This is a genomic window from Salinivibrio sp. KP-1 (assembly GCF_000968645.1).
Taxonomy (GTDB): Bacteria; Pseudomonadota; Gammaproteobacteria; order Enterobacterales; family Vibrionaceae; genus Salinivibrio; species Salinivibrio siamensis.
The window spans coordinates 189,696-215,647 of record NZ_LAQR01000003.1 but is presented as its reverse complement, the minus strand read 5'-3'; the positions used below and the strand labels follow the sequence as shown (position 1 = coordinate 215,647).

At 51.5% G+C, this 25,952-nt stretch carries 22 protein-coding genes, 4 tRNA genes and 2 rRNA genes; 16 read left to right on the top strand and 12 right to left on the bottom strand.

All coding sequences use genetic code 11. From position 1 onward, the window contains the following. The 4 genes from WN56_RS07320 to WN56_RS07305 all read left to right on the top strand — a co-directional run. Positions 1-202 (top strand): 23S ribosomal RNA (locus tag WN56_RS07320); the annotation flags it as partial. Positions 203-317: 115 nt separating this feature from the next. After that, a 5S ribosomal RNA gene (gene rrf / locus WN56_RS07315) occupies positions 318-433 on the top strand. A 244-nt stretch (positions 434-677) separates the two neighbouring features. Then, entirely contained in the window at positions 678-1,058 is a 381-nt protein-coding gene (locus tag WN56_RS07310) for a thiol-disulfide oxidoreductase DCC family protein (RefSeq protein ID WP_052708040.1), read from the top strand. Between the two features lie 8 nt (positions 1,059-1,066). Continuing rightward, positions 1,067-1,708, top strand: a complete 642-nt coding sequence (locus WN56_RS07305; RefSeq protein WP_046074401.1) for a flavin reductase family protein — start codon at positions 1,067-1,069, stop codon at positions 1,706-1,708. Here WN56_RS07305 and WN56_RS07300 read toward each other — a convergent pair. Further along, complete coding sequence (locus tag WN56_RS07300; RefSeq protein WP_046074400.1) at positions 1,705-2,193, bottom strand: GNAT family N-acetyltransferase; 489 nt, start codon at positions 2,191-2,193, stop codon at positions 1,705-1,707. The genes WN56_RS07305 and WN56_RS07300 overlap by 4 nt on opposite strands. Positions 2,194-2,281: 88 nt before the next feature. Then, entirely contained in the window at positions 2,282-3,304 is a 1,023-nt protein-coding gene (gene epmB / locus WN56_RS07295) for an EF-P beta-lysylation protein EpmB (protein WP_046074399.1), read from the bottom strand. A gap of 33 nt (positions 3,305-3,337) precedes the next feature. On the opposite strand from epmB, the gene efp reads away from it, so the two are divergent. After that, positions 3,338-3,904, top strand: a complete 567-nt coding sequence (gene efp / locus WN56_RS07290) for an elongation factor P (RefSeq protein WP_046074398.1) — start codon at positions 3,338-3,340, stop codon at positions 3,902-3,904. A 70-nt stretch (positions 3,905-3,974) separates the two neighbouring features. Here efp and frdD read toward each other — a convergent pair whose 3' ends face one another. Genes frdD through frdA form a run of 4 tightly spaced genes read right to left on the bottom strand, consistent with a single transcriptional unit; the run spans position 3,975 to position 7,283 of the window. Continuing rightward, positions 3,975-4,337, bottom strand: a complete 363-nt coding sequence (gene frdD, locus WN56_RS07285) for a fumarate reductase subunit FrdD (protein WP_046074397.1) — start codon at positions 4,335-4,337, stop codon at positions 3,975-3,977. Positions 4,338-4,345: 8 nt separating this feature from the next. Then, positions 4,346-4,729 carry a fumarate reductase subunit FrdC gene (gene frdC, locus WN56_RS07280; RefSeq protein WP_046074396.1) on the bottom strand — a complete coding sequence of 128 codons (384 nt, stop codon included), beginning with the start codon at positions 4,727-4,729 and terminating at the stop codon, positions 4,346-4,348. Next, positions 4,726-5,481: a succinate dehydrogenase/fumarate reductase iron-sulfur subunit gene (locus WN56_RS07275; RefSeq protein WP_046074395.1), complete on the bottom strand. Its 756-nt coding sequence runs from the start codon at positions 5,479-5,481 to the stop codon at positions 4,726-4,728. The genes frdC and WN56_RS07275 overlap by 4 nt, the downstream gene beginning before the upstream one ends. Further along, positions 5,478-7,283, bottom strand: a complete 1,806-nt coding sequence (frdA, locus tag WN56_RS07270) for a fumarate reductase (quinol) flavoprotein subunit (protein ID WP_046074419.1) — start codon at positions 7,281-7,283, stop codon at positions 5,478-5,480. Before frdA ends, WN56_RS07275 begins: the two co-directional genes overlap by 4 nt. Positions 7,284-7,592: 309 nt before the next feature. Here frdA and epmA point away from each other — a divergent pair, with 309 nt between their 5' ends. Continuing rightward, positions 7,593-8,570, top strand: a complete 978-nt coding sequence (gene epmA / locus WN56_RS07265) for an elongation factor P--(R)-beta-lysine ligase (RefSeq protein WP_046074394.1) — start codon at positions 7,593-7,595, stop codon at positions 8,568-8,570. Positions 8,571-8,619: 49 nt separating this feature from the next. Here epmA and WN56_RS07260 read toward each other — a convergent pair whose 3' ends face one another. The 5 genes from WN56_RS07260 to rsgA all read right to left on the bottom strand — a co-directional run bounded on the left by WN56_RS07260 (position 8,620) and on the right by rsgA (position 16,424). Beyond that, on the bottom strand, positions 8,620-10,497 hold the full coding sequence (locus WN56_RS07260; RefSeq protein ID WP_046074393.1) for a methyl-accepting chemotaxis protein: 1,878 nt from the start codon (positions 10,495-10,497) through the stop codon (positions 8,620-8,622). Positions 10,498-10,678: 181 nt separating this feature from the next. Next, a complete protein-coding gene (locus WN56_RS07255; RefSeq protein ID WP_046074392.1) occupies positions 10,679-12,565 on the bottom strand; it encodes a methyl-accepting chemotaxis protein in 1,887 nt (628 codons plus the stop codon). A gap of 239 nt (positions 12,566-12,804) precedes the next feature. Further along, positions 12,805-14,211: a DASS family sodium-coupled anion symporter gene (locus WN56_RS07250; RefSeq protein ID WP_046074391.1), complete on the bottom strand. Its 1,407-nt coding sequence runs from the start codon at positions 14,209-14,211 to the stop codon at positions 12,805-12,807. 201 nt (positions 14,212-14,412) lie between these two features. Then, complete coding sequence (gene asd / locus WN56_RS07245) at positions 14,413-15,213, bottom strand: archaetidylserine decarboxylase (RefSeq protein WP_152799775.1); 801 nt, start codon at positions 15,211-15,213, stop codon at positions 14,413-14,415. 158 nt (positions 15,214-15,371) lie between these two features. Then, the gene (rsgA, locus tag WN56_RS07240) at positions 15,372-16,424 is read right to left on the bottom strand and encodes a small ribosomal subunit biogenesis GTPase RsgA (protein WP_046074389.1); all 1,053 of its coding nucleotides are present in this window, start codon (positions 16,422-16,424) and stop codon (positions 15,372-15,374) included. Between the two features lie 79 nt (positions 16,425-16,503). Here rsgA and orn point away from each other — a divergent pair, with 79 nt between their 5' ends. The 5 genes from orn (at position 16,504) to WN56_RS07215 (ending at position 17,570) form a co-directional block, all read left to right on the top strand. Then, positions 16,504-17,049 (top strand): oligoribonuclease, encoded by a 546-nt coding sequence (orn, locus tag WN56_RS07235; RefSeq protein ID WP_046074388.1) that lies wholly within the window; start codon positions 16,504-16,506, stop codon positions 17,047-17,049. 132 nt (positions 17,050-17,181) lie between these two features. Next, positions 17,182-17,257: transfer RNA gene (locus WN56_RS07230), tRNA-Gly, on the top strand. 37 nt (positions 17,258-17,294) lie between these two features. Then, a tRNA-Gly gene (locus WN56_RS07225) sits at positions 17,295-17,370 on the top strand. Positions 17,371-17,400: 30 nt separating this feature from the next. Continuing rightward, positions 17,401-17,476, top strand: a tRNA-Gly gene (locus tag WN56_RS07220). Positions 17,477-17,494: 18 nt separating this feature from the next. After that, positions 17,495-17,570: transfer RNA gene (locus WN56_RS07215), tRNA-Gly, on the top strand. Positions 17,571-18,040: 470 nt separating this feature from the next. On the opposite strand, the gene queG is transcribed toward WN56_RS07215, so the two are convergent. Further along, positions 18,041-19,168, bottom strand: coding sequence for a tRNA epoxyqueuosine(34) reductase QueG (gene queG, locus WN56_RS07210; RefSeq protein ID WP_156146663.1), 1,128 nt, complete (start codon positions 19,166-19,168; stop codon positions 18,041-18,043). Between the two features lie 80 nt (positions 19,169-19,248). Between queG and WN56_RS07205 the strand changes: the two genes are divergently transcribed. The 5 genes from WN56_RS07205 to miaA all read left to right on the top strand — a co-directional run bounded on the left by WN56_RS07205 (position 19,249) and on the right by miaA (position 25,897). Then, positions 19,249-20,721 carry a bifunctional ADP-dependent NAD(P)H-hydrate dehydratase/NAD(P)H-hydrate epimerase gene (locus WN56_RS07205; protein WP_046074386.1) on the top strand — a complete coding sequence of 491 codons (1,473 nt, stop codon included), beginning with the start codon at positions 19,249-19,251 and terminating at the stop codon, positions 20,719-20,721. Between the two features lie 67 nt (positions 20,722-20,788). Further along, positions 20,789-21,259, top strand: a complete 471-nt coding sequence (tsaE, locus tag WN56_RS07200) for a tRNA (adenosine(37)-N6)-threonylcarbamoyltransferase complex ATPase subunit type 1 TsaE (RefSeq protein WP_046074385.1) — start codon at positions 20,789-20,791, stop codon at positions 21,257-21,259. A 1-nt stretch (position 21,260) separates the two neighbouring features. Continuing rightward, the gene (locus tag WN56_RS07195) at positions 21,261-22,949 is read left to right on the top strand and encodes a LysM peptidoglycan-binding domain-containing protein (protein WP_046074384.1); all 1,689 of its coding nucleotides are present in this window, start codon (positions 21,261-21,263) and stop codon (positions 22,947-22,949) included. Between the two features lies 1 nt (position 22,950). Continuing rightward, a complete protein-coding gene (gene mutL, locus WN56_RS07190; RefSeq protein ID WP_046074383.1) occupies positions 22,951-24,963 on the top strand; it encodes a DNA mismatch repair endonuclease MutL in 2,013 nt (670 codons plus the stop codon). Continuing rightward, positions 24,956-25,897 carry a tRNA (adenosine(37)-N6)-dimethylallyltransferase MiaA gene (gene miaA / locus WN56_RS07185; protein ID WP_046074382.1) on the top strand — a complete coding sequence of 314 codons (942 nt, stop codon included), beginning with the start codon at positions 24,956-24,958 and terminating at the stop codon, positions 25,895-25,897. Before mutL ends, miaA begins: the two co-directional genes overlap by 8 nt. Positions 25,898-25,952: the final 55 nt, after the last annotated feature.

The window sequence follows — 25,952 nt, the reverse complement described above, 5'->3', positions numbered from 1 at the left end:
CCAGACGCATTGCCCGGTAGCTAAGTTCGGCACAGATAAGCGCTGAAAGCATCTAAGCGCGAAGCTGGCCCCGAGATGAGTCATCCCTAGAGCTTCGAGCTCTCTAAAGGGTTGTTCTAGACTAGAACGTTGATAGGCAGGGTGTGTAAGCGCTGTGAGGCGTTGAGCTAACCTGTACTAATTGCCCGTGAGGCTTAACCATACAACACCCAAGAGGTTTTGGGTTGGACTCGAATAAAGCCAGTTGATTGTGGCGAGAACGAACAGCTTTCTAGATTACGTGTTTTGACTGAAAAGTGAAGACACACCAAATTTTGCTTGGCGACCATAGCGCTTTGGACCCACCTGACTCCATGCCGAACTCAGTAGTGAAACGAAGCAGCGCCGATGGTAGTGTGGGGTCTCCCCATGTGAGAGTAGGACATCGCCAGGCTTGCTTTCTTGTTTTCAGATTTTTGGAAAAATCTGAAGGCAAAAACGGATTTAAGCATCAAAGCTGATATGCGTAAGACTTTGATGAGAAAACACCAAGCCCTGACCTCACGGTCGGGGCTTTTTTGTGTTTGTCATTTTTGTACTGAGCTTTATGCTTTCCCTTCCTGCTAGCTTTTCTACCGTGCGTTTCTCTGATCTTCTTTTCCCTTCTGTCCGTAGTCTCTACGTCAGGAGGTGTGATTATGGTGACTGTATTTTACGACAGTATGTGTCCTTTATGCGTGAAAGAGATGCGTAAGCTGTCTCGCTGGGACACTGAGGGTGTTTTGCAGCTGGTCGATATTCATCAAGCCGATTTTTGTGATCGGTTTCCTCATGTCGATCCCAGCTCTGCAAATCGCATTCTGCACGCACAAGATTGCAGCGGGAAGATGGTGTATGGTTTAGATGCGACCTACATAGCTTGGCAAGCGGTAGGCAAAGGGCGTTGGGTTAAGTGGTTACGTAGGCCTGGCATTGCCTGGTTTGCGGATAAAGCCTATTTGTTTTTCGCCCGCCATCGTTATCGAATATCTGCGTTGTTAACGGGCCAAGCCCGTTGCCAGCGGTGCCAACTTGAATAAGGATACTTATGTCCCTAAGCGTGTATGAAAGAGATGATATATTGGCCATGGAGAAGCGCTACCGTGCGGCGTTCGTCAATAGCTTGTCAGGTTTTAAATCGGCGAACCTACTGGGAACAAGTGATACGAGTCGGCAGACAAATCTATGCATTGTGAGTTCTGCGTTTCACTTAGGGGCAAACCCTGCGTTGATGGGGGTGATTATCCGCCCTGATACCGTCCCGCGAGATACGTTAGCAAATATCAGAGAAACAGGTGTTTATACTCTCAACCATGTTCAAAAAGAGATGGTTGTCGCGGCGCATCAAACATCAGCACGCTACCCACACGGCGTGTCTGAATTTGAGCAAGTGGGGTTGACTCCTTTATGGCGAGAGCGCATTAATGCGCCTTATGTTCAAGAGGCTGCTATACGTCTTGGTCTCATTCTTCGTGAAGAGCACACCATGGCGATCAATGGCACCCACCTGTTGGTGGGTGAGATCATTGAGGCGCATGTTCCAGATAGCTGTATCAGCCATGATGGTTTTGTCGATATTGAGCAAGCAGGCTCCGTCGCTTTGAGTGGCTTAGACAGCTACCATACCACTGATCGTGTTGGTCGTCTGAGCTACGCTAAGCCCGATAGCATGCCTGAATGGCTTGGTTAGCGATTACGTGCCATATAATGGGCATCGACAAACTCGCCATTGCGGAATGCAAACTGTTTGGCGGTGCCTTCAATTTCAAAGCCAAAGCGTTGATAGAGATGGATAGCCGCTGTGTTATCTGTGTATACGGTCAACTCGATCCGTGACATATTCAACCAGTTATCGGCTAAATCGATCGCTTTTTCCATTAGCGCGCTACCAATGCCGCGGCCTTGATAGGCATCGTGAACGCCCATACCAATGTCTGCGACGTGGCGACGGCGAGGGTTTGTGGCAATGACTAAGCCTAGGTTGCCGACCACTTTACCTTCTAGCTCGGCAACCAATGGGTATACGCCATCTGGCACGTTATTAAGCCGCTTTTCCCACATAGCGAGGCTTGGCATCGGCAACTGCAAGGTACCCGCTTGGGCGTTAGGTTGCGCGTAGATTTCACGTATCGCAGGAATATCGTCGACGTGGTATTGACGAATAATCAGAGACATAACACATCCTTGTGGTGAGCTTTCCTCTCTAATAAGCCATGGAAGCAAAAATAAATCAACAGCGTATATTAATTAAGTTACTGATTATTCACTCTAAATGTAGATCAAGCGGGGTTTTACTGGCCCGCCCGCCAATTTCTCGGGTCAGTCGGGGGACCAAATAGCCTGAAAGCTGGCCGATAATCTCCTGCATTAATGCGCGCGCTTCATCGTCCGAGACTAAAAAGTGGGCGGCGCCTTGAACTTTATCCAATACATGCAGGTAATAAGGCAAAACGCCAGCCTCAAACAGTCGTTGGCTCAGTGCCACCAACGCATCCGCACTATCATTCACGCCTTTGAGAAGCACGCTTTGGTTGAGCAGCGTGATCCCCGCTTGTCGCAATGCGTGGAGTTTGTCGCTTAATTCGTCATCGATCTCATTGGCATGGTTGATGTGGGTGACCATTACCACTTGTAAACGCGAGCGCGATAAGCGCTCGGTCAGTGCGGAAGTGAGGCGCGCAGGGATCACTACGGGCAAGCGAGAGTGAATACGCAGCCGTTTAACATGCGTTATTTGCTCGATAGCACTGATGAGCCAATCGAGCTCCTCGTCTTTTGCCATCAGCGGATCACCACCAGATAAAATCACTTCGTCTATCTCTGCATGAGCGGCGATATAATCCAGCGCCCCTTGCCACACGCGTTTGCTGCCTTTGTTATCTTGATAAGGGAAATGGCGGCGGAAGCAATAACGGCAATTTATGGCACAGCCTCCCTTAACGATCAGCAACACACGGTTGTGGTACTTGTGTAACAAACCAGGAATCGCATTATCTTGCTCTTCCAGTGGGTCAGCGCTGAACCCGTCAACCTCAGTAAACTCGTCTGCCACTGGTAGCACTTGCTTAAGCAGCGGGTCATTAGGGTTGCCCTTTTCCATTCGGGCAACAAAACTACGTGGGACGCGCTGTGTAAACAAACGGCGCGCGGCAAAGCCGGCCTCCCACCCCTTTGGTGAAATTTCAAGCGTTTGCAGCAGTTCACTGGGATCTGTGATCGCCTCTGCGAGTTCTTTGATCCAGTTTCGCTCAACAGCAGGCTGGATTCGGGTTATGATGTGCGACATTTGTGAAAACTCGAAGATGTTAAGAGGATCAAGATGGCGTCTTTCAGCACTAATGAATTCCGCGGCGGTTTGAAAATTATGCTCGATAACGAGCCGTGTGTCATTACCGAAAATGAATTCGTAAAGCCAGGTAAAGGTCAGGCCTTTAACCGTGTCAAAATCCGTAAGTTGATCTCCGGTAAAGTACTAGAGAAAACATTTAAATCGGGTGACAGCGTTGAAGCGGCTGACGTGATTGAAGTCGATATGGATTACCTGTACACAGACGGTGAATTCTATCACTTCATGAACAATGAAACCTTTGAGCAAATTGCGTCTAATGAGAGCGCAGTGGGTGATAACGTCAAGTGGTTAGTCGAGAACAACACTTGTACGCTTACGCTGTGGAACGGCGACCCTATCGTGGTAACACCACCTAACTTCGTTGAACTAGAAGTGACGGAAACTGATCCTGGTTTGAAAGGTGATACGCAAGGAACGGGCGGTAAGCCAGCGACACTGAGCACAGGCGCTGTGGTTCGCGTGCCTTTGTTTATTCAAATCGGCGAAGTAATTAAGGTCGATACCCGAACGGGTGAGTACGTTGGACGGGTTAAATAACGATACCGCGAAAAAGCCCTGAGCTGATATAGGCCAGGGCTTTTTTATTATGACGGGCCGTCGGTGTTCGTTAAATGACAAGCACCAACAGCACGGCGGCAATGCTGACGGCAAAAGCGATGGCATAGCATACCACTTTGCCTGCTAACCCCACATGCAGCTTCAAATCATGCAGCCCGTGATGAATGCGGTGCATGGCGTGCCACATTGGTAGCGCCAGCGTGGCGAGGATAAGCAATTTGCCCAGCCAGTGATCAGCAAACATCATCACGCGGTCATAGCTCAATGCGGATGGGTCAATAACGCCAAGTGGGATGAGCACCCCCAGAATCAAGACAGTCACCGGGGTAAACATCGCGAACCAGGTCCCCCCGGCGCCAAATAAACTCCACCAAATGGGCTCATCGGAACGTTTGGGTTTGGGATCGATCATAACACCTCCTAAATGAGCACAAGAGCAATCAGTGAGATCACCGCGACCGCGGCCCATTGCGCACCAACCACCCATTTACCGTCGAGCAGTTTTCCTTTAATGCGAATCGGCATTACTTGCGGCATCATGCTAAAAAATGTGGTGGCATGAAACAGGCTGGCGACCAAGGCAACCAGGTTCAAGATAATCACAACCGGGTGGGCCATATAATCCAGCCAGCTTTGCCACGCTTGCGGTCCCTGAACCAAGCAAATTAACCCAGCTGTAAGACTAAGCGTGAAAAAGACCAAAGGCAGTACTGTTGCTTCTCGCACCATATAAAAGCGGTAGAACGGATGTTCGAGCCACCAAGTACGAGGCATGGGGCGTGTATAGGGTTTGCGATTACTCATCCTCTTACCTCCTGCCCATCTTTATTGGGATTAAACATGGCAATCACCATATCTTGGGTGGAAGCCACCTTGCCTTGGTTGACCGCACCCGCAGGATCAACACCTTTCGGGCAAACTTTTGAGCAGTAGCCGACGAAAGTACATCCCCATGCACCGTTATCACTATTAATCAGTGGCATGCGTTGGGCTTTCCCCTTGTCTCGACTGTCAAGGTTATAGCGGTGTGCCAGCGCGATCGCAGCAGGACCAAGAAAGTCGGGATTGAGACCAAACTGAGGACAGGCGGCGTAGCATAAGCCGCAATTGATACAAGCGGCAAACTGTTTGTAGCGTGCCATTTGTTCAGGCGTTTGCGTGTTGGGCCCGTCTTCAGGGCGACGATCATTACCCAAGATATAGGGTTTTATCGCTTCAAGGCGCTCAATAAAGGGCGTCATATCGACAACGAGATCTTTTTCGATCGCAAAATTAGCCAAAGGCTCAATCACCACCCCTTTGGCGTAATCACGTAAAAACGCTTTGCAAGCGAGCTTGGGCACGCCATTGACCATCATCCCGCATGAGCCACAAATGGCCATGCGACACGACCAGCGATAAGAGAGCGACTTATCGAGGTTGTCTTTGATATACCCCAGCGCATCCAAGACCGACATGGTTTCATCGCCGGGTACAACGAAAGATTGCGAGTAAGGCGCATCATCCGTTGCCGGATCGTATCTGAGCACTGAGACCTGGTAGGTAGTTTGCGTCATGATGCGTGCTCCTCTTTTGAGTCAACATTGCCACCATTGGCGCGTTCTGCCGCATCACCATACAACCGCGCTTGTGGTTGTGACTTGGTGATTTTGACATCGCCATAATCAATGCGAGGACGGCCGTCAGGTTGGTAGAAGGCTAAGGTGTGCTTGAGATAGTTTTCATCGTCACGCTCGGTACAGCCCTCATCAAGGCGTTGGTGGGCCCCGCGAGACTCCTTACGCTGGATAGCAGAATGTGCCATGGCTTCGGCCACTTCCAAGCCATAGCCCACTTCAATGGCATAGAGTAGGTCAGTATTGAACACACTCCCTTGGTCTTGGATGGCAATATGCTGATAGCGTGCTTTGAGTTCCGCGATTTTATCAATGGTGGCTTGCATCAGATCTTCGCGACGATAAATACCGCAGCCCGCTTCCATTGTCTCGCCAAGCTCTTTGCGAATATCCGCCCAGTTTTCTTCGCCTTGATTGCTCAGCAACTGATCAATGCGCGCTTTGACGTTCTGAACTTGGGCATCAATCGCCGCTTGATTCCAATCTGTGAAGGCCGCTGCCCGTTTTGCTGCGCCTTCACCCGCCAAACGACCAAATACCGCCAATTCAGCGAGCGAGTTTGAGCCGAGTCGATTAGCGCCGTGCAAACCGACGGAGGAGCACTCACCAACCGCAAATAAGCCGTTAACGCGCGTTTCGGTTTGGGCATCCGTTTCAATGCCACCCATGGTGTAGTGCACCGTGGGACGAATTGGGATCGGCTCTTTGGCGGGGTCAACGTTGACATAGGCTTTGGCGAGCTCACAAATAAACGGCAGCCGTTCTTGAATATAGTCTTCGCCGAGGTGACGTAAATCGAGATGAACAACGTCACCGAGCGTGTGCTTGATGGTATTGCCTTTTTGCTGCTCATGCCAAAAGGCTTGTGAGACTTTATCGCGTGGGCCGAGCTCCATGTATTTGTTTTTCGGTTGACCGACGGGCGTTTCTGGCCCGAGTCCATAATCTTGCAGGTAGCGGTAGCCGTCTTTGTTGACAATAATGCCACCTTCGCCACGGCAGCCTTCGGTCATTAAGATCCCCGTACCAGGCAGTCCTGTGGGGTGATATTGGACAAATTCCATATCACGCAGCGGAATACCGTGGCGATAAGCCATGGCCATACCATCCCCGGTGACAATCCCACCATTGGTATTGCAGCTGTACACGCGTCCCGCACCGCCAGTGGCTAACACCACCGATTTGGCTTTAATACAAACCAGCTCGCCTTCCGCCATGTGCAAGGCAATCAAGCCTTGTACTTGCCCGTCATCGATAATCAAATCAATCACAAAGTATTCATCGAGACGCTGGATTTGTGGGTATTTGGTCGAGGTTTGAAATAGGGTATGGAGCATATGGAAGCCGGTTTTATCGGCAGCAAACCATGTACGCTCCACTTTCATACCGCCAAACCGACGAACATTGATACTGCCATCGTCTTTTCGACTCCAAGGGCAGCCCCATTGCTCGAGTTGTACCATTTCATGGGCACAATGTTTGACAAAGTAATCGACGACATCTTGTTCGCATAACCAGTCGCCACCGCTCACGGTATCGTTGAAGTGGTTGTCTAGGCTGTCTTCGTCCTTGATGACGGCAGCCGATCCACCTTCTGCGGCCACGGTGTGGGAGCGCATGGGGTAGACCTTAGACACCAGCGCAATATTAAGAGAAGGGTCAGCTTCAGCGGCCGCAATGGCCGTGCGCAGTCCAGCGCCACCAGCGCCGATAACTGCAATGTCTGTGGTGAGGGTCTGCACGTTCATCCTCCAGTGTAGGGAAAGCCAGTGCTTGGCTTGTTTATTGTTCTGCTGTCATGGTAGGCAATCTACGCATAGTAAAAATTGACTCAGTCGGGGAATTGCCGTGATTTTGCGGGCATGGGTGTTAAATTGCATAAAAGTGTGATGTTAGTCGTTAAGTGCCTGCCTCTCTTGTAAAAATGAGAAATACTCACCAAGAAAATGCGTCGTGTGACACATAGTTGCTGTGTGACAGCGGTGATGAGCACTTGTCATTCCAGGCGGCAGCGATAGACTGGCGCCATCAGAGAGCGCAAGGGTAAACGTATGAGTGAGAGGAATCGGTGGCAGCCAACGGCAAGCGTGTCACAACTAAAAAAGCGCGCTGCGATCATAGCCCGTATCCGTCAATTTTTTGCCGTCCGTGATGTATGGGAAGTGGATACCCCAGCACTGAGTCAAGCGGCGGTGACCGATGTGCACCTTCATAGCTTCACAACGTCTTTGGTTGGGCCGGGTTTTGCTGACGGCGTCGCCTTGCACCTCATGACCAGTCCAGAGTTCCATATGAAGCGGCTATTAGCCGCTGGAAGTGGGGCTATTTATCAAATCAGCAAAGCGTTTCGGAATGAAGAAGCGGGGCGCTACCATAACCCCGAGTTTACGATGTTGGAGTGGTATCAACCTGGCTATACCCACCATGACTTGATGGATGAAATGGATGCCTTGTTACAACAGGTGCTGAGGTGCCAAGCTGCGACACGGATGAGCTATCAAACGGTCTTTGAATCTCTCACCGGACTGTGCCCTCTCACTGCGGATATTGATCAGTTGCGTGCACTGGCTGCCACCCAAGGGCTCACCGATATCACTCAGGATGAAACCGACAAAGAGACCTTGCTGCAGCTGCTTTTCTCCGTGATGGTGGAGCCGCATATTGGCCAGCAGGTGCCCGCCTTTATTTATGACTTTCCGGCATCGCAAGCCGCGTTGGCTAAAATCAGCGAAGCAGACACGCGTGTTGCGCATCGGTTTGAGGTATATTACCGAGGGGTTGAGCTGGCCAATGGCTTTTATGAATTGCAAGACGCCAACGAGCAGCGACAGCGGTTTGAGGCGGATAATGCGGCACGTGTGGCTCGCGGTCTACCACCACAACCTATCGATGAGCACTTGTTGTCAGCGCTGGAAAGTGGCCTACCTGATTGCGCAGGGGTTGCGCTAGGGATCGATCGCCTTGTGATGCTCGCGCTCGGTTGTGATCACATTGATGCGGTGACTGCGTTTCCTGTCTCACGCGCGTAGCGCCATAAGAAAAACGCCGCCTTGCGGCGGCGTCTGAAAGGGCATTCACCTAGACTTTAAATTTTGACAGATCTTGATGCATATCCCGCGCGGCTTGCGCCATACTTTCTCCCTGATCGCCGGTAGCACTGGCTTGCTGGTGGATCTCATAAGACAGATCTTTCACCGCTTGGGTATTGCGATTGATGTCGTCAGTGACCGCGCGCTGCTCCTCGGCGGCGCTGGCAATTTGAATCGCCATTTCTGAGATAGTACCAATGGCGCTGGTGATTTGATTCAGGCGCTCACTGGCCGCTTCGGCGCGATCCACACTGGAGGTGGCCATCTCGTTACTCTGAGTCATATCATCGACCGCGCGCTGCGTGGTGTGCTGCAGCGTCTCAATCATGTTGCGAATTTCTTCGGTGGAGTCATGGGTACGCTGGCTGAGCACACGCACTTCATCGGCGACCACCGCAAAACCGCGCCCTTGATCGCCTGCCCGCGCTGCCTCAATCGCCGCGTTTAGGGCAAGCAAGTTGGTTTGTTCTGCCACCCCTTGAATCGTCGCGATGATTTGGTTAATGCTCTGTGCATTTTCATCCAGCTCGCGGATCACATTAGTGGCTCGCTCCACTTGCTCGGCCAACTGAGTGATGGCATTGCGGTTATCGCCGACCACGCTCAACCCTTCTTGGCATGACTGCTCCGCTTGTTGCGCCGATGAGGCCGTATCTTCGGCGTGACTGGCGACCTCGTTGGCTGTGGTCGACATTTCGTGGATCGCAGTCGCGATCTGATCAACATCATTTTGCTGCTTATCAACCAGCTGACTGGATTGCAGGGCGTGGGTTCGGCACTCCTCAGCACTTTCTGACAACGTCATGCTTTGGTTCACTGCTTTACCCACCATTTGCTGGAGCTGAGCGAGGAAGGCATTGACGTATTCAGCCAATTCGCCAATTTCATCTTGGCGGGCGATGTTGATCCTTTGCGTCAGATCGCCTTCACCTGCAGAGAGCGTGCGCACGGCCCCTGTCAGCTCGCCTAATGGCTTTAGCAGTTGTTTGATTAACGCGCCGGCGACAAAGGCAATCACGATAAACAAAATCACTGAGGCGATCAGCACAAAGGTAATTTGCTCTGATACTGAGGCATAGGCTTGCGTCTTGTCTTCAACGATACCCAAGGTCCAATCGGTATTAGGTACTTCGATAGCCGCGAGTAGCTTTTCTTTGCCATTGAGCTCAAAGGTGGTGAGTTGGCGTTGTGCGCTTGCATTGGCCATAAATGTCGGGGTGAGCTCTTCATCCAGCTCAGTGAGGGGTTGGCGACTGAGATCTGTGTCGCGATACGCCACTAAGCGGTTGTCACCATCGACGAGAAAGGCAAAGCCATTACTGAGTTTTAAATTTAACACTTGCTCGACAATATCGGTGACGGTGACATCGGCAGCCAGCACGCCTTGATATTGGCCATTGAAGGCCTTGGCGAGACTGACCACCAAACTGCCGTCAAAATCTTGATAGGGCTCGGTAATGATTAAGCCATTGGCGTCACTGGCGCTTTGATACCAAGGGCGAGTGCGCGGATCATAGTCGGCGGGCCAATCTTCGCTTTTATCACCGTAGGCGATACGGCCATCTTCAAAGCCGGCATATACGGAGAGAAAGTGCCCCGCTCGCTTGGTGACAAGAAGCTCGCGATCCACATTAGCCTTATTGGCGATCAGTGATTCGTTTGCCAATAGCATATCGGCGCGCGTACTCAGCCAGCTATCGATAAACTGGACGGTGGCATCCCCGACATCATGCATTTGCTTGGTGATACTGCTGGTCGTCTCGCTTTGGAGTTGACGCACAGAAATGCTGGCAAGTACCGCACTGACCAAGGCCACGATAAAGGCAATCGCCACAATGATTTTTAGCTTAATGGTTGGCTTGGGCATAGACACATTTCCATCTGCTTGAAAAGTGTCACAAGTGTATACGCAACGTTTGCACTAAAGTTGGATCGATAAGACAAAATGCGGTCACAACAGCGGCAAAGCGCGAGAAGATGGATGAATCTGTGATCTTTCTGCCAGTGACAGTCTGCCTACCCAGGCAGGCAGACTGCAGTGGCTCAGGTTATACTTTGAATTTGGAGAGGTCGTTGTGCATTTCTTGCGCATCTTGCGCCATTTGCTCACCTTGCTCGCCCGTTTCATTGGATTTTTGGTGGATCTCTAACGATAGGTCACGCACCGCTTGGGTATTGCGGTTGATATCCTCGGTCACCGCACGTTGCTCTTCAGCCGCGCTGGCAATTTGTGCCGCCATCTCAGAAATGTCGCCAATTGCACGGGTGATTTCGTTGAGTTTCTCGCTCGCTGAGGCCGCGCGCTCGACACTTGAGGTCGCCATATCATTACTTTGGGTCATGCCATCCACCGCGCGTTGAGTGGTGTTTTGTAGCGTTTCAATCATGTTACGGATCTCTTCCGTGGAGTCATGAGTACGCTGACTTAATACACGCACTTCATCGGCGACGACAGCAAAGCCACGACCTTGTTCGCCGGCTCGGGCGGCCTCAATGGCGGCGTTAAGCGCGAGTAGGTTGGTTTGTTCAGCAATATCCTGAATGGTGGAGATGATTTGGTTGATGCTTTGTGAATTGGTATCCAACTCTCGAATCACATCCGTCGCTTGCTCCACTTGTTCCGCCAGTTGGGTAATGGCATCACGGTTGCTCTCCACCACCTCTAATCCATCACGGCAAGAGCTCTCCGCTTCTTGGGCAGAGCGAGCGGTTTGTTCAGCGTTACTCGCAACTTCGTTGGCGGTGGTCGACATCTCATGGATGGCGGTAGCAATTTGATCGACATCGCCCTGTTGCTGCCCCACCAAGCTACTGGACTGGTGAGCAAGATTGCGACATTGGTCTGCGCGATCCGATAAGGTGACACTCTGGGTGACGCTGCGGCCTATCATCGCTTGTAACTGCTCAAGGAACGCATTGACGTGCCCGGCTAGCTCACCGATTTCATCTTTACGGACAATATCAAGGCGCTGAGTCAGATCCCCACTGCCTTTTGACAGCGAGCTCACTGCCTGTGTCAGTTGGGTCAGGGGGGCTAACATCCGGTGGATAAGGGCGCCGGCAATCAATGCAATGATCACAAAGAGAATCACTGACGTGACCAAGGTGGACACAATCTGCTCTGAGACAGACGCAAACGCCAACTTTTTATCTTGTACCACGCCAAGGCTCCAGTCAGCGCCTTCAACGGGCGTCACGGCGAGCAGTTTTTCTCTTCCGTCACCGTCAAAGGTAATGCTCGCGAGTGCGTCACTGTTACGGGCCTTTTGGATAAAAGCGGGGGTGAGCTCATCGTCAACCTCGGTGAGCGCTTTGGTACTGAGCGCGGTATCCCGATAAGCGACGACATTGTTATTCCCGTCCACCAAAAAGGCGAAACCTTGGTTGGGTAACCGCACGTTGAGCACTTCTTGCACAATGGCGTCAACGGAGAGATCCGCCGCGATAACGCCCTCAAAGCGTTGATCGAACGATTTGGCAAAACTGATCACCATCCCGGCACCATTGGCATCGACATAAGGCGGTGTGATAATGAGCTCATTGGCGGCGTTGGCTTGTTTGTACCAAGGTCGAGTCCGCGGGTCATAATTGGCCGGCCAGCTTTCTGTTTTGTCACCATAAGCAATCGAGCCGTCTGCAAAGCCGGCGTAAACGGTGAGAAAGTTACCCTGGCGCTTGGTCAGCAATAATTCACGATCGACATTCTTCTGGGTCGCAATCAGTGGCACATTGGCGACTAGCATGTCACTGCGGATATCTAGCCACTCTTCGATAAAGTTGCTGGTGGAAAGACCGACATCGCGCATTTGCTCAGTGACGTTTTGCTGCGTCTCTTGTTCCAATTGGTTAACGGAAAACCATGCCTGTACTGCACTGACTAAGGCAACGACCAAAGCAACAGCAAGCAATATTTTGGTCTTGATGGTGAATTTCATTAAAGATCCCTCGTACTACCACGTTTTGATGATACTTTCTTATTGAGTATCTGATTAATTGTAGAAAGCTTGAGTCAATGAGGGATAAAGAATTTTGCAAAAAGTGGGTTTATCCTCAAAGCTCAGCTGGCTGTCTTACTCACATCATCAGTGTTATCCCATTTTTAGCGGATGAAAAATATCAATTTTCTCGTTCTGGGGCGAATCTATCGTTTTGTGTCTCAATCGTTAAACGATTGTCATGTGAGTAAGAGGACAGCGGTATAAACTAGGCCTAAGCCACTTATGCCTAAGATGATACCGACTTTGACCAAATCTTGACTGCTGATAAATCCGGTTGAATATGCTAGGGAATTGGGTGGCGTCGAGACCGGCAGTATCATCCCCAAGGAAGCGGAAAAAGCGACCACAATCAATAGCCCCTGCATACCGCCAATGCTTGCCAGTGCGGGCATGGAGGTCGCGATGGCCGCGGCTATCGGCATTAAGAGGTTAGCGGTGGCTGTGTTGGACATAAAGTTCGCCATCAGCCAGCAGATAATCGACAAGGTAACCAGCACCGTCATGGCGGTAAGCAGGCTGTAATCGACCGCATGAGCGAGCGCCGCGGCTAGGCCGGTTTGGTCGAGCGCGATCCCCATGGCAATCCCGCCAGCGACCAGCCACAACACATCCCAGTTAATTTGTTTGAGCTCTGGCTTACCAATAATGCCAGTGAGGGTAAAAATCGCCAGTGGGATCACCGCCACCACATAAGTATTCATGCCATGCAAACTGGTGGTGAGCCACAGTACGATCGTGAGGGCGAAGGTGATATAGACAGTGTAAGCCTGCCAGCTTTGTAAAAAACGGCCTTCTAAAGCGAGGTTCACGCGGGTTTGTTGACTCTGAAAGAGCCGTTGTAATAGCCACCAGGCGAAGGTGAGCTGAACGATCACGAAAGGCAGGCCCATCTGCATCCAACCCAGAAAAGAGACTTTATACTCCCCCGTTAAATACTGTAAGGCAATAGCGTTAGGTGGTGTGCCGATAGGTGTGGCAATGCCACCGGTATTCGCTGCCACGGGAATACAAAGCACGAGTGCCTTGACCAAAGGATCACCTTTGGGTAACACCGCGATAATTGGCGTTAATAGGGCCAGCATCATCACCGTGGTGGCAGTGTTTGACATAAACATCGAAAATACCGCGGTAATCAGCATCAGGCCAAGCATGATAAATTTAGGGTGGTGACCAAACGGCCTCAACAGCACACGTGCCAAATTGATGTCGAGTTCATATTTTGATGCGGCAATAGCCAGTGAAAACCCTCCCATAAACAGAATAATGATAGGGGATGAAAAGGCGCTGAGAATGTCGGTATAAGGAATTAAGTCTCCGCGAGGATGATGCAGTGTGATACCGCGAAACCAGTGTAAGCCTTTATCGGATATCATCACCAACTGCAGGGTAATGATCAGCAAAGAGGTTGAAAACACCGGCACAGGCTCAAGGACCCACAGCAAGGCCGCCATCAGAAATATCGCTAACAAACGGTGCTGAATAATAGTGAGGTTAGCAATGGGTAACCAATCGGTAGGGACTAACAGTAGTAACAGCGGTAAGCCGAGGGCGACCAGCAATTTGATAAAACGAGCATTAACCACAAATACGCTCCTTCGTCATGGATGGGCGAGCGCGTTCCGCCTTAGACGCGAAGAGTCGCGTGCGCCTTATTATCAGTAATGGAATATCCGTATCATACGGCGCTTTATCTTGGATTAACGGGAAAAATATCCGAATTTCGACACAAAAAAGGGGCATAAATGCCCCATATTTCACATTTTTCCCAGGTTTTTAGCGGGACGTTAGTGCTGGCGGTGTGCGTAAGCTTGCCCCAATTGTGTCGGCTCACCAGGTAAGACGGCGTCATCAAAGCGTACCGCCCCTTTAGGGAAGAGGTTAATCACGGTAGAGCCCAGTTTGAATCGGCCCATTTCCTCTCCTTGAGCAAAGTGCATCGCCTGCTCACCGTCGGTTGGATATTGCCAACGACGAATACTGCCACCGGTTGGCGGGGTCACCGTCCCGGCCCACGTGGTTTCGATACTGCCAACAATGGTGGCGCCGACCAATATTTGTGCCATGGGGCCAAACGCGGTATCAAAGACGCACACCACGCGCTCATTCCGCGCAAAGAGGTTTGGCACGTTTTCTGCCGTCAGTGGGTTCACTGAAAACAAATCGCCAGGAATATAAATCATCTCTCGCAACACACCGTCACACGGCATGTGAACGCGGTGATAGTCGCGAGGAGAAAGGTACAAGGTGGCGAATTCGCCTTGGTCAAATTGCGCCGCAAGCGTGTCATCTCCACCCACTAACTCGGTCAGAGAGAAGCTATGGCCTTTGGCTTGAATCAAGCGGCCCTGTTCAATCGCGCCTGCTTGACTGACACAGGCGTCAGCCGGAAAGACCAGCGTTGCCTCGTCGCCATCGATGGGGCGCAGCGCCGGCTTCAACTCGCGAACGAAAAAATCATTAAAGGTGCGATAGTGGCTGGGATCGCTCACTTTTGCTTCGCTCATATCCACGTGATATTGCTTGATAAACCATTTGATCACAGCGGTGGTGAACCAACCCGCTTTCAAGTTAGCAAGTTTCCCCATCAATCGGGTCAACGCGTGTTTCGGCGTAAGGTATTGTAGGCCGACTTTCAAATCGTCTCGCACAGTGTAGTCCTAACCAATTATCGGGTTGTTGATGTCAGTGACGTGCCTTTTATTGGCGCGCAGTGTAGCGAATCTGTCAGTAAAGTGACAATCGCTCAGTGTTGCTTATTCCGCGAGAACTGACGGTTGTCTTTGGCTTCTTTCATGCTCTCAATGATGCGATGGTAGCTATCAAAACGTTCGACACTAATGTGTCCGTCTTCGACCGCTTGTCGCAGTAGGCAACCAGGATCATCGCCATGTTTGCAATCGCGGAACTTACAGCCACCTAAATAATCACGAAATTCGACAAAGCCATGAGCAATTTGTTCCGGTTCTAAATGCCATAAGCCAAACTCACGGACGCCGGGGGAGTCAATCAGATCGCCGCCTTGATCAAAATGATACAAGCGTGCGGCGGTGGTGGTATGTTGACCAAGCCCTGAATTTTCCGATACCTGATGCGTATGCGCGTGCACATCGGGGAGTAGGGTATTGACCAAACTGGACTTCCCGACGCCGGACTGCCCAACAAAGACGCTCACATGCTGGTCTAGGTGTGTCATCAACGCTGACATGCCTTCGCCCGAGTCCGCACTGACCATCACGAGGGGATAACCAATATCTCGATAGATATCGAGCAGATCATCGACCATCTCATGGCCCTCTTCATCCAACAAATCGACTTTGTTGATCACAATCAGGGGCGCGATATCCAGTGCTTCACAGGCAATAAGGTAGCGGTCGATAATGTTGAGCGACAGCTCGGGCAAAATAGCGGCCACGATCACCACCTGATCAATGTTCGCCGCGACGGGCTTGACCCCATCGTAATAATCGGGGCGAGTGAGCACGGAGTCACGTTCATGCACCGCCTCCACAACGCCAGCAAAGCCATCGAGCGCTTCTTTACCGGGTCGCCATACTACACGGTCGCCAGTGACCAGACTATGGACAGTGCGACGAATATTGCATCTGTGTATCTTACCTGTGTCGGGATCTTCGATATCAGCATGTTGTCCAAACCGCGTGATAACCCGCCCTTCCCGCGCGGATTCCAGTGCGGCATCTTCCCATTGCAGATCGGTATCTTTCTCTTTGATCCGGCGTTGTTGGTTGGATCTTACCCGTCGCAGTTGACCCTTCGTCAGTTTTTTCTTTTTTGCCACGTTGACTCTTATCGGTTAAGTTGGCTTTCATATCAAGCACAGTATGATACATGGTTTATCGATAAAAAAGGCAAGTTCAATGGCGTTCAGTGAAAACAATTTAATCTGGATTGATCTGGAAATGACGGGGCTGGATCCGGATACACATAAGATCATTGAGATCGCGACAATTGTCACCGATGCACAGTTGAATATTCTGGCTGAGGGGCCCGTCCTGGCGGTACATCAACCGCAAAGCGAGCTCGACAAAATGGATGATTGGTGCACGCGTACCCATAGCCAGTCTGGCTTAGTGGCGCGCGTACAACAGAGTGATATTGACGAGCAAACCGCCATTGAGCAGACCATCGCTTTCTTATCGCAATGGGTGCCGTCTGGCGCGTCACCGATTTGCGGTAATAGTGTGGGGCAAGATCGACGCTTCCTCTATCGCCACATGCCAGCGCTCGAGCGCTATTTTCATTACCGTACGGTGGATGTAAGTACGTTAAAAGAGCTGGTACGTCGATGGCAACCTGAGGTGTTGAATGATTTCTCTAAACAGGGAACCCATTTAGCGCTTGACGACATCCGAGAATCAATTGCAGAATTACGCTTCTATCGAGAGAGGATCTTAACGATCTGATGAGGCAGTCATCGATCTGATGCTCTTTTGAGCGATTAAAAGAAAAAACCAAAAAATTGCTCACCAGCACTTGCAACCCGGTTTTTTCTTCGTATAATTCGCAGCCCTAACGACGTGAATCGTCTGTTGAAAGCGACATTAGCTCAGCTGGTAGAGCGCAACCTTGCCAAGGTTGAGGTCACGAGTTCGAACCTCGTATGTCGCTCCAAATTAATATCGATCTGATGTTGATCAGGTCGATCTAAGCGACACTAGCTCAGCTGGTAGAGCGCAACCTTGCCAAGGTTGAGGTCACGAGTTCGAACCTCGTGTGTCGCTCCAAATTAAAATGCGATGTAATGCATCAGCAATGCGACATTAGCTCAGCTGGTAGAGCGCAACCTTGCCAAGGTTGAGGTCACGAGTTCGAACCTCGTATGTCGCTCCAAACAACAATTCGGAATAAGCGACACTAGCTCAGCTGGTAGAGCGCAACCTTGCCAAGGTTGAGGTCACGGGTTCGAACCCCGTGTGTCGCTCCAATCACTTGGTTAACCACCAGTGTGGCGTTTAAGATAGCGCCATCTTTAATGCTGTGAAGCATCATTTCTTACACAAATCCCATCTGTCCATGCTTTCTCTGAAAGCGCACGGTGGCGCGGTTTTTACCAATACTGCACAGACTTATCCACAGAGAAAGCGTTGTGGATAAACCAGTTAATGGATTTGTTGCTGTGTACGGTGCTGGTTATCTTATCATCAGGCACGGTATCTATGTTGCACATGTGAAATAAACGCAAACATACCTTAACTGCTTGTAAAATAAGAAAAATACATGGTTTTCTTTCAGGTTAGCTAACGCTTTTCCACAGTGTTATTCACTTACGTGATCTTGCTCGCTTAATGCACCATCAATGTGTTTAACTATCAAAAAGCGCACCATAAATGCGCATTGCGTGACGGTTTTCCACATTATGTGAATAGCGTCATCTTTCCGCTTGTAAGCCCCCGATTAAGCGTCACGAGGCAATCCTTTTTCTATGATGCGCACGAGACGACGCGTCCCTGTGGGTAATGGTTTGACATCAATACGCTGTCGTTTTTTCTCTTGTTCGCTGAGCGCCCAGTGAATATGTTCGTCAACCAGCTCGTCCTCACCGAGCCGCGCCTTGAGACTGTCGATGATCGCTTGATTGAAGGGGGCATTGCCCATGGCAATCGCTAGGTTGCGCCGCCATTTTTGGATCCCGATGCGACGTATCGCCGACCCCTGTGTGAGCGATAAGAAGGTCTCCTCATCCCAGTTGAACAGCGTGGTGAGTGGCTGTTGTTCGAGGCTGGGGCGACAATGAAAATCGGCCTCTAAGGTGATCTCGGCCTCACGGTTAAACGGACAAACCAGCTGGCAGTCATCGCAACCATAGATACGGTTACCGATGGCATGGCGAAATTCTAAGGGGATCACGCCATCATATTCGATAGTCAGGTAGGAAATGCAGCGGCGCGCGTCGACCACGCCTTCTGCGACGATTGCTTGAGTGGGACAACTGGTCATGCAGGCAACACATTTACCGCACTGATTCTCGACAGGGGTGTCGACGGGTAAAGGAAGATCCACCAATAACTCACCGAGAAAGAACCAGGATCCGGTTTCATCATTGAGGATCAGGGAATGTTTGCCTGTCCAACCTAAGCCGGCTTTCTCCGCGAGCGGGCGCTCTAAAACAGGTGCAGAGTCGACAAAAGGACGATATCCGTATGGGCCCACTTCAGCCTCAATCTGTTGGCCCAGCTTTTTGAGTCGATTCCGAATCAGTTTATGGTAGTCACGTCCCAGCGAGTAACGACTCACATATCCTAAATCAGGATTGGCCAGTGTTTGGGCAAAGCCCGCGTTAGGCGGCAAGTAGTTCATCCGCACACAGATCACGCGCACTGTGCCTGGCACCAGTTCGTCCGGTCGCGCACGCATCATGCCATGTCTGGCCATCCACGCCATCTCACCGTGATACCCGTTGTCGAGCCAGCGCTGTAATTGCGCCTCATGTTGCTTGAGATCAACATCCGTGATCCCCACTTGCTGGAAGCCTAGCGCTTGCCCCCATTGCTTGATACGTTGGGCAAGTTGGTCGAAATCAATGGATGCATCGGGCTTGGGTTGCGACATAGCGGTAGATCCTGAGGCCTTGGGTGGTGCAGTACAATCAATGGAGGCACTTAATGGCGACAAGTTTACCACAGAGTTTCTATCGCGCAGAGCAAGTTCGTGAAGGCGAGCAAGCGGTCGCGCGTGCACTGTCGATTCCCATGTATCAGCTAATGCTACGTGCTGGGCAGTCAGTGTTTGACTGTATCAATCAACATTATCCCAATGCGGCTCGACTATTAATCGTATGTGGTGCCGGTAACAATGCGGGTGATGGTTATGTGATTGCGCGGCTTGCCAAATCCGCGGGGTTAAGCGTTACCGTGTGGTCGCTAGTGACACCAAGCAAACTGGAGGGTGATGCGGCGACCGCTTGGCAAGAGTGGCAAGATTGTGGTGGTAGCTATGTTGAACACCCACCAACGATCAGCCAGTTCGATGTGGTGGTCGATGCTATCTTGGGTACCGGATTATCGCGTGCCGTGGAGGGGGAGTTTGCTCAGGCGATCAGCGCCATCAACCTCGCGGCGGTACCTGTGGTTGCGGTAGATATTCCCTCTGGGCTTTGTGCCAATAGTGGCTGTGTGAAAGGCGTGGCTATTGACGCCGATGTGACCGTCACCTTGATTGCGTTAAAGCAAGGATTGCTCACCGGCCAAGCGGTTGCCCATCGCGGTGAGTTAATGTTTGCAGGCCTGAATGTCGCGACAGCATTCTCGCGTCAGTCCACCCCTGCGGGTTACCTTGTTCGTGATGACTGGGTCGAGCCGCATTTACCTAAACGCTCGCGTAGCGCACACAAGGGACAATTCGGTCGCGTCCTGTGTTTAGGGGGCGACCAGGGCATGGGGGGCGCAGTGGCCTTGTCAGCGCAAGCGGCGTTAAGAGCCGGTGCCGGGCTTGTCAAAGTGGTGACGCAAAAAGCGCATACCCTGATGCTGGTAACACGTCAGCCAGAACTGATGACGCAAGGGTGGGAGCCCGGCCAATCACTCAGTGAGACGTTGGCATGGGCAACACATTTGGTCGTTGGCCCGGGACTCGGCCAGAGTGCGTGGTCGGATGCGTTGTGGACGATCGCCATGAGTGCTCGGATGCCCAAGGTGATTGATGCGGATGGCCTCAATAAGTTAGCGCGGCAGCCACAACATCGCGATGACTGGATCCTCACCCCACATCCCGGTGAGGCGGCGCGCTTATTAGGTTGTGAAACCAAAGAAGTGGAACTTGACCGCTTTGCTGCCGTCAAAGCGATACACACGCGTTATGGTGGCGTTGCCGTACTTAAAGGAGCGGGAACAATCGTATATGATGGCACAAATTATGCTGTTGCTAATGTCGGTAACCCTGGCATGGCGTCTGGGGGAATGGGCGATGTGTTGTCGGGTGTCATAGGCAGTCTTCTGGCGCAAGGCGTAGACTTATTTCCTGCCGCTGCTCTGGGGTGCTATCTTCATGGCAAAGCGGGTGATAAGGCGGCCGAGGCAGGTGAACGGGGGTTATTGGCCAGCGATCTATTCCCCTATTTGCAACAATTAGTAGATTAGCGCACGGGTGGCGGTAGCCATGCAAGGTGCGATGAATACCCATATAAAGATGAGATCCCTTTGTAGTATGACCCAGACTTTTACCACCTCATTGACTGATGCCGATCGCACTGTGGCGTTTGGTGCCGCGTTGGCGCGTGCATGTACGCAAAATACCACTTGTTACTTGCACGGTGATCTTGGCGCCGGCAAAACCACATTCTGCCGCGGTTTTGTGCAAGCAATGGGACATACCGGGAATGTGAAAAGCCCCACCTATACGCTCGTGGAACCTTACCTATTGCCACCCTGGCACATATACCATTTTGACCTTTATCGGTTGGGCGATCCGGAAGAGCTGGAGTTTATGGGGATCCGTGATTATTTTAATGATCAGGCGCTTTGCTTGATTGAATGGCCGGAAAAAGGCCAAGGCTGGTTACCGCGCGCCGATCTAGACATTACTCTGCGCTATGACGGTGAGCAGCGTGAACTGGTTATTGACGCGAATACCCGCGTTGGGATCGCAATTATCGACCGTCTAGAATGGGAAGACTAGCATGATGTGGCAGCGGCTTTGCATCTTGATGATCGCCAGTTTGTTGAGTGCAACAAGTTGGGCCAATAAGATTGAAAATATTCGGGTATGGCCCGCCCCCAATGAGACACGGGTGGTGGTAGATCTTGAAGATAAACCGGATTTTAGCTATTTCTCACTGTCACGTCCCGATCGGCTGGTGGTTGATTTAAAGCAGAGCCAGCTGGCTACGCGCTTACCTAAGCCGGTCAAAGGCAGTGATATCTTGCGTAAAATCCGTAAGAGCAGTCCGCCCGAGGCATCGACGTATCGGTTAGTTTTTGAGTTAAAAGACGGTGCCAAGCCGCATATCTTCTCGCTCGCCCCCGGGGGAGAATATGGCCATCGGCTGGTGGTTGATTTACCCCATCCTAAGAAAGTAGATAAAAATAAACCCGCGTTGTCTGTTGCTGAAAAGAAGCGACGTGAGACGGTGGCTGCATTGCCTTTTGGCACCGAGGATATCGTAGTGGCAATCGATGCCGGGCATGGCGGTAATGATCCCGGTGCGGTGGGGCCTAGCCGTAAATTTGAAAAATATGTCACGCTCTCTATCGCTAAGCAAACGGCGGCACGCATTAACGCTGTTCCTGGCATGCGTGCGGTTTTAACGCGTACGGGGGACTACTTTGTCGATTTGAACCGTCGGTCTGAAATTGCGCGTCAACACAAAGCCCACTTATTGGTCTCGGTGCACGCAGATGGTTTCCATAAACCACAACCTCGTGGCGCATCGGTATGGGTCCTTTCTCGTCGCCGTGCGAACAGTGAAATTGGTCGTTGGATAGAAAAACATGAAGAGCAATCTAACTTGTTGGGTGGGGGCTCTTTGCTGGCACAGAATAATGAGGACGAATACTTAAGTCGTGCGGTATTGGACTTGCAGTTTAGTAACTCGCAAAAGGAAGGCTTTAATGTCGCGAAACGCGTCCTAAAGGAGCTCGGCAAAGTCACCAAATTACATAAATCGAGTCCAGAGCACGCCAGCCTCGCCGTATTAAAGTCACCAGACATACCGTCTTTGCTCGTCGAAGTTGGCTTTATCTCTAATCCACAAGAAGAACGCCTGCTATTTCAGCGGGATCATCAGCGCCGGCTCGCGGATGCGGTCTATCATGGTATTCGCAATTATTTTGAGCGCTTCCCGCCGGATGGCACCTTGTTTGCTGCGCGCAAAAACGGGGTAAAACACAAAGTCAGTGCCGGCCAGTCACTGTCGGTCATTGCCAAAAAATATAAGAGTTCCGTCGCCGCGATAAAATCGGCGAATGGATTAACCTCCAATACCTTGCGGGTTGGCCAAGTGTTATCGATCCCCAATGTTGATGTCGCTAAATTAGCAGGCAAGACCAGCAAAACGACGTCAACGCGTACGCTGACGCACACCGTGAGTCGCGGAGAGTTTCTTGGCAAAATTGCCGAGCATTATCAGGTCTCGGTGGCGACGCTGCGCCGCGCGAATAACTTGAAGTCTGACACGCTCTGGGTGGGGCAAAAGCTAAGCGTGCCGGGTGCGACATCGCCAGCGGTCAAACACAAAGTCAAACGCGGTGAATACCTTGGCAAAATTGCCAGCAATTACGGAGTGACCATTGAGAGCCTCCGCCGCGCCAATGAATTACGCTCTGATACGCTGGCGGTCGGGCAAACCTTGATCATCCCAGGAAGCTGATATGGCGATTGAGATTTTACCCGCGCGCCTTGCTAACCAGATTGCTGCTGGGGAGGTGGTCGAACGTCCCGCCTCGGTGGTGAAAGAGCTGGTAGAAAACAGCATTGATGCGGGGGCAACCCGTATTGATGTGGATATTGAAAAAGGGGGAAGCAAGCTGATCCGCGTGCGTGATAATGGGTGTGGGATCAGCAAAGCGGATCTGCAACTTGCCCTCAGTCGACACGCCACGTCTAAGATCCACAGCTTGGATGATCTTGAGGCGATCATGAGCCTCGGATTTCGCGGTGAGGCGCTAGCGAGTGTAAGCTCGGTATCACGTCTTACTATCACCTCGCGTCCTGCTGACCAGCAAGAAGCATGGTCGGCGTTTGCTGAGGGGCGAGAGATGGCGGTGAATGTAAAGCCCGCCGCCCACCCGGTTGGCTGTACCGTTGAAGTGGTGGACTTATTCTTTAACACCCCAGCGCGGCGCAAATTTTTACGCACTGAGAAAACCGAGTTTGGCCACATTGATGAGTTACTGCGGCGCATTGCATTGAGCCGGTTTGATATCACCATCAACCTGCGCCATAACGGTACCCAAGTGCGCCAGTATCGACGTGTGCCAGAAAACGGCGATCCATTACGCCGCGTGAAGGCGATTTGTGGGCAAAAGTTTGTTGAGCATGCGTTGCGGATTGACCTGCATCATCACGACATGGCACTGACAGGCTGGATTTGCACACCAGAAGGTGCTCGTCAGCAAAATGATATGCAGCATTGCTTTGTTAATCAGCGCATGATGAAAGATAAGCTGATTAATCACGCGATTCGCCAAGGTTATGAACAAAGCCTTGCAAGGGATCAGTACGCCGCTTTCGTACTGTATATTGATGTCGATCCGCATCAAGTGGATGTCAATGTGCACCCAGCGAAACATGAAGTCCGTTTTCATCAGGCGCGCTTGGTGCATGATTTTATCTATCAAGCCATTTATGACGGCTTACAACAAGCGTCGTTACCTGAAGACCACAGTGTGAACCCTGAGACGGGCGAAGTGAGAGAAGCGGTCACTTATCAGCCGCGTGCCTCTGCGACCGCCAACCCCAACCCTTACCAACAAGCGGTTGACGCGTTCCCTGATTACCCCGGTAAACGGCAGGCAGGCGCAGCATCACCGGCTTCCTGGTCGAGTGATACAGCGTATAAGCACCACGCCAATGACGGCCCAACGCGTGGCCGACCTTCTCACGGTTCAGACTGGCCGGGGAGAGCGGATACTCCTTCTCGCTCACCCTCAAAGCAAGCGACGCAAGCGTATCAAGCATTGATGACCCCCCAACCGGATGCCGGGGCTGACCTAGGTGGTGCCACGCCAACGCGTGCGATGAGTTTGTCGCCATTCGACAGCGTCCCGGCAGCTCTTGATACCGTCTCAACAACCACGAGCACGGGCCAGCCTGGATTAGGGAAGGTGCTTTCAGTGGTTGAGCAGCACTATGTGCTGATGGTATGGGGTGAGAGATTATGGCTGGCCGATCATCACCGGTTAGAATGCTGGCGCCATCAAGGCGCGCTACAACCCGCTCTGGGTGAGGGGCTAGTCACGCAACCTCTATTGATCCCACAACGGTTATCTGCCTCTACAGAAGAGTGTCAGCGCGTGATCCAGTATCAGGCGTTACTTGGGCAGTTTGGTATTCATATTCGCCCTAAAGGGCAGCAATTAATGGTGATGTCAGTCTGTCAGCCACTAAGACAGCATAACTTACAGGCTTTTATCCCTGCGTTATTGGCGTTTTTAGCGCAATTAGATCCTGAGCAATCCCACATGGATCACAGCGCGAGTATGTGCTGTTGGCTGGCAAAGCAGTTGACAGTAGCATCGGATCCAGTCAGCCTTGCGCAAGCGGTACAAACCGTATCGGACGTTGAACAATATTGGCAGGGGGACGCGTTAGAAAAGGGCCGCCAGCGCTACTTTAAACGCATCGACCTGACCTCAGTGATAGAAGCACTACAGCATGACTAATCCGCTGCCTAAAGCGATTTTTTTGATGGGACCGACCGCGTCCGGGAAAACGGATCTGGCCATTGCGCTGCGCCAGACCTTGCCGGTAGAAATCATTAGTGTCGACTCGGCACTGATTTATCGCGGGATGGATATTGGCACCGCCAAGCCGACAGCGGAGGAATTAGCGCAAGCGCCGCATCGTCTAATCGACATTCGTGATCCGTCTCAAGCCTACTCGGCGGCAGATTTTCGTGAAGATGCGCTCACAGAAATGGCGACGATTGTCGCCGATGGTAAGATCCCACTGTTGGTGGGAGGCACCATGCTGTATTTTAAAGCATTGTTAGAAGGGCTATCGCCGTTGCCGAGTGCGGATCCTGATATCCGTGAGGGGTTAGAAAACGAGGCGCAACAGCATGGTTGGGAAGCATTACATGCTCAGTTATGCGAGGTTGATCCCGTGTCGGGCGCTCGGATCCACCCTAACGATCCGCAAAGAATCATGCGGGCGTTAGAAGTCTATCGGATCAGTGGGCAGACCCTAACAGCATTAACAGAAAAAAAAGGTGAACCTTTGCCGTATCAGGTACACCAATTTGCAATAGCGCCTCAGGATCGAGGCGAATTGCATCGCCGCATCGAGCTTCGTTTCGATAAAATGATCGACGCGGGGTTTGAAAAAGAGGTACGCACATTATACGAACGCGATGATCTGCATGTCGATCTGCCATCGATTCGTTGTGTCGGGTACCGTCAGATGTGGGACTATTTGGCCGGACGTTGCACCCATGATGAAGCCGTTTACCGTGGGATTTGCGCGACGCGCCAGTTAGCCAAGCGTCAAATAACCTGGCTAAGAGGCTGGGATAATGTGACTTGGCTTGATAGCGACACGCCGTCGCTGTCTTTACAAACGGTGACAAAAGCGTTGACGGCAGGGACGGAAACTTGATGTATACTGTCACTGACAAGGACGCTGCTTAACCGCGACAATTGACTACAATTAC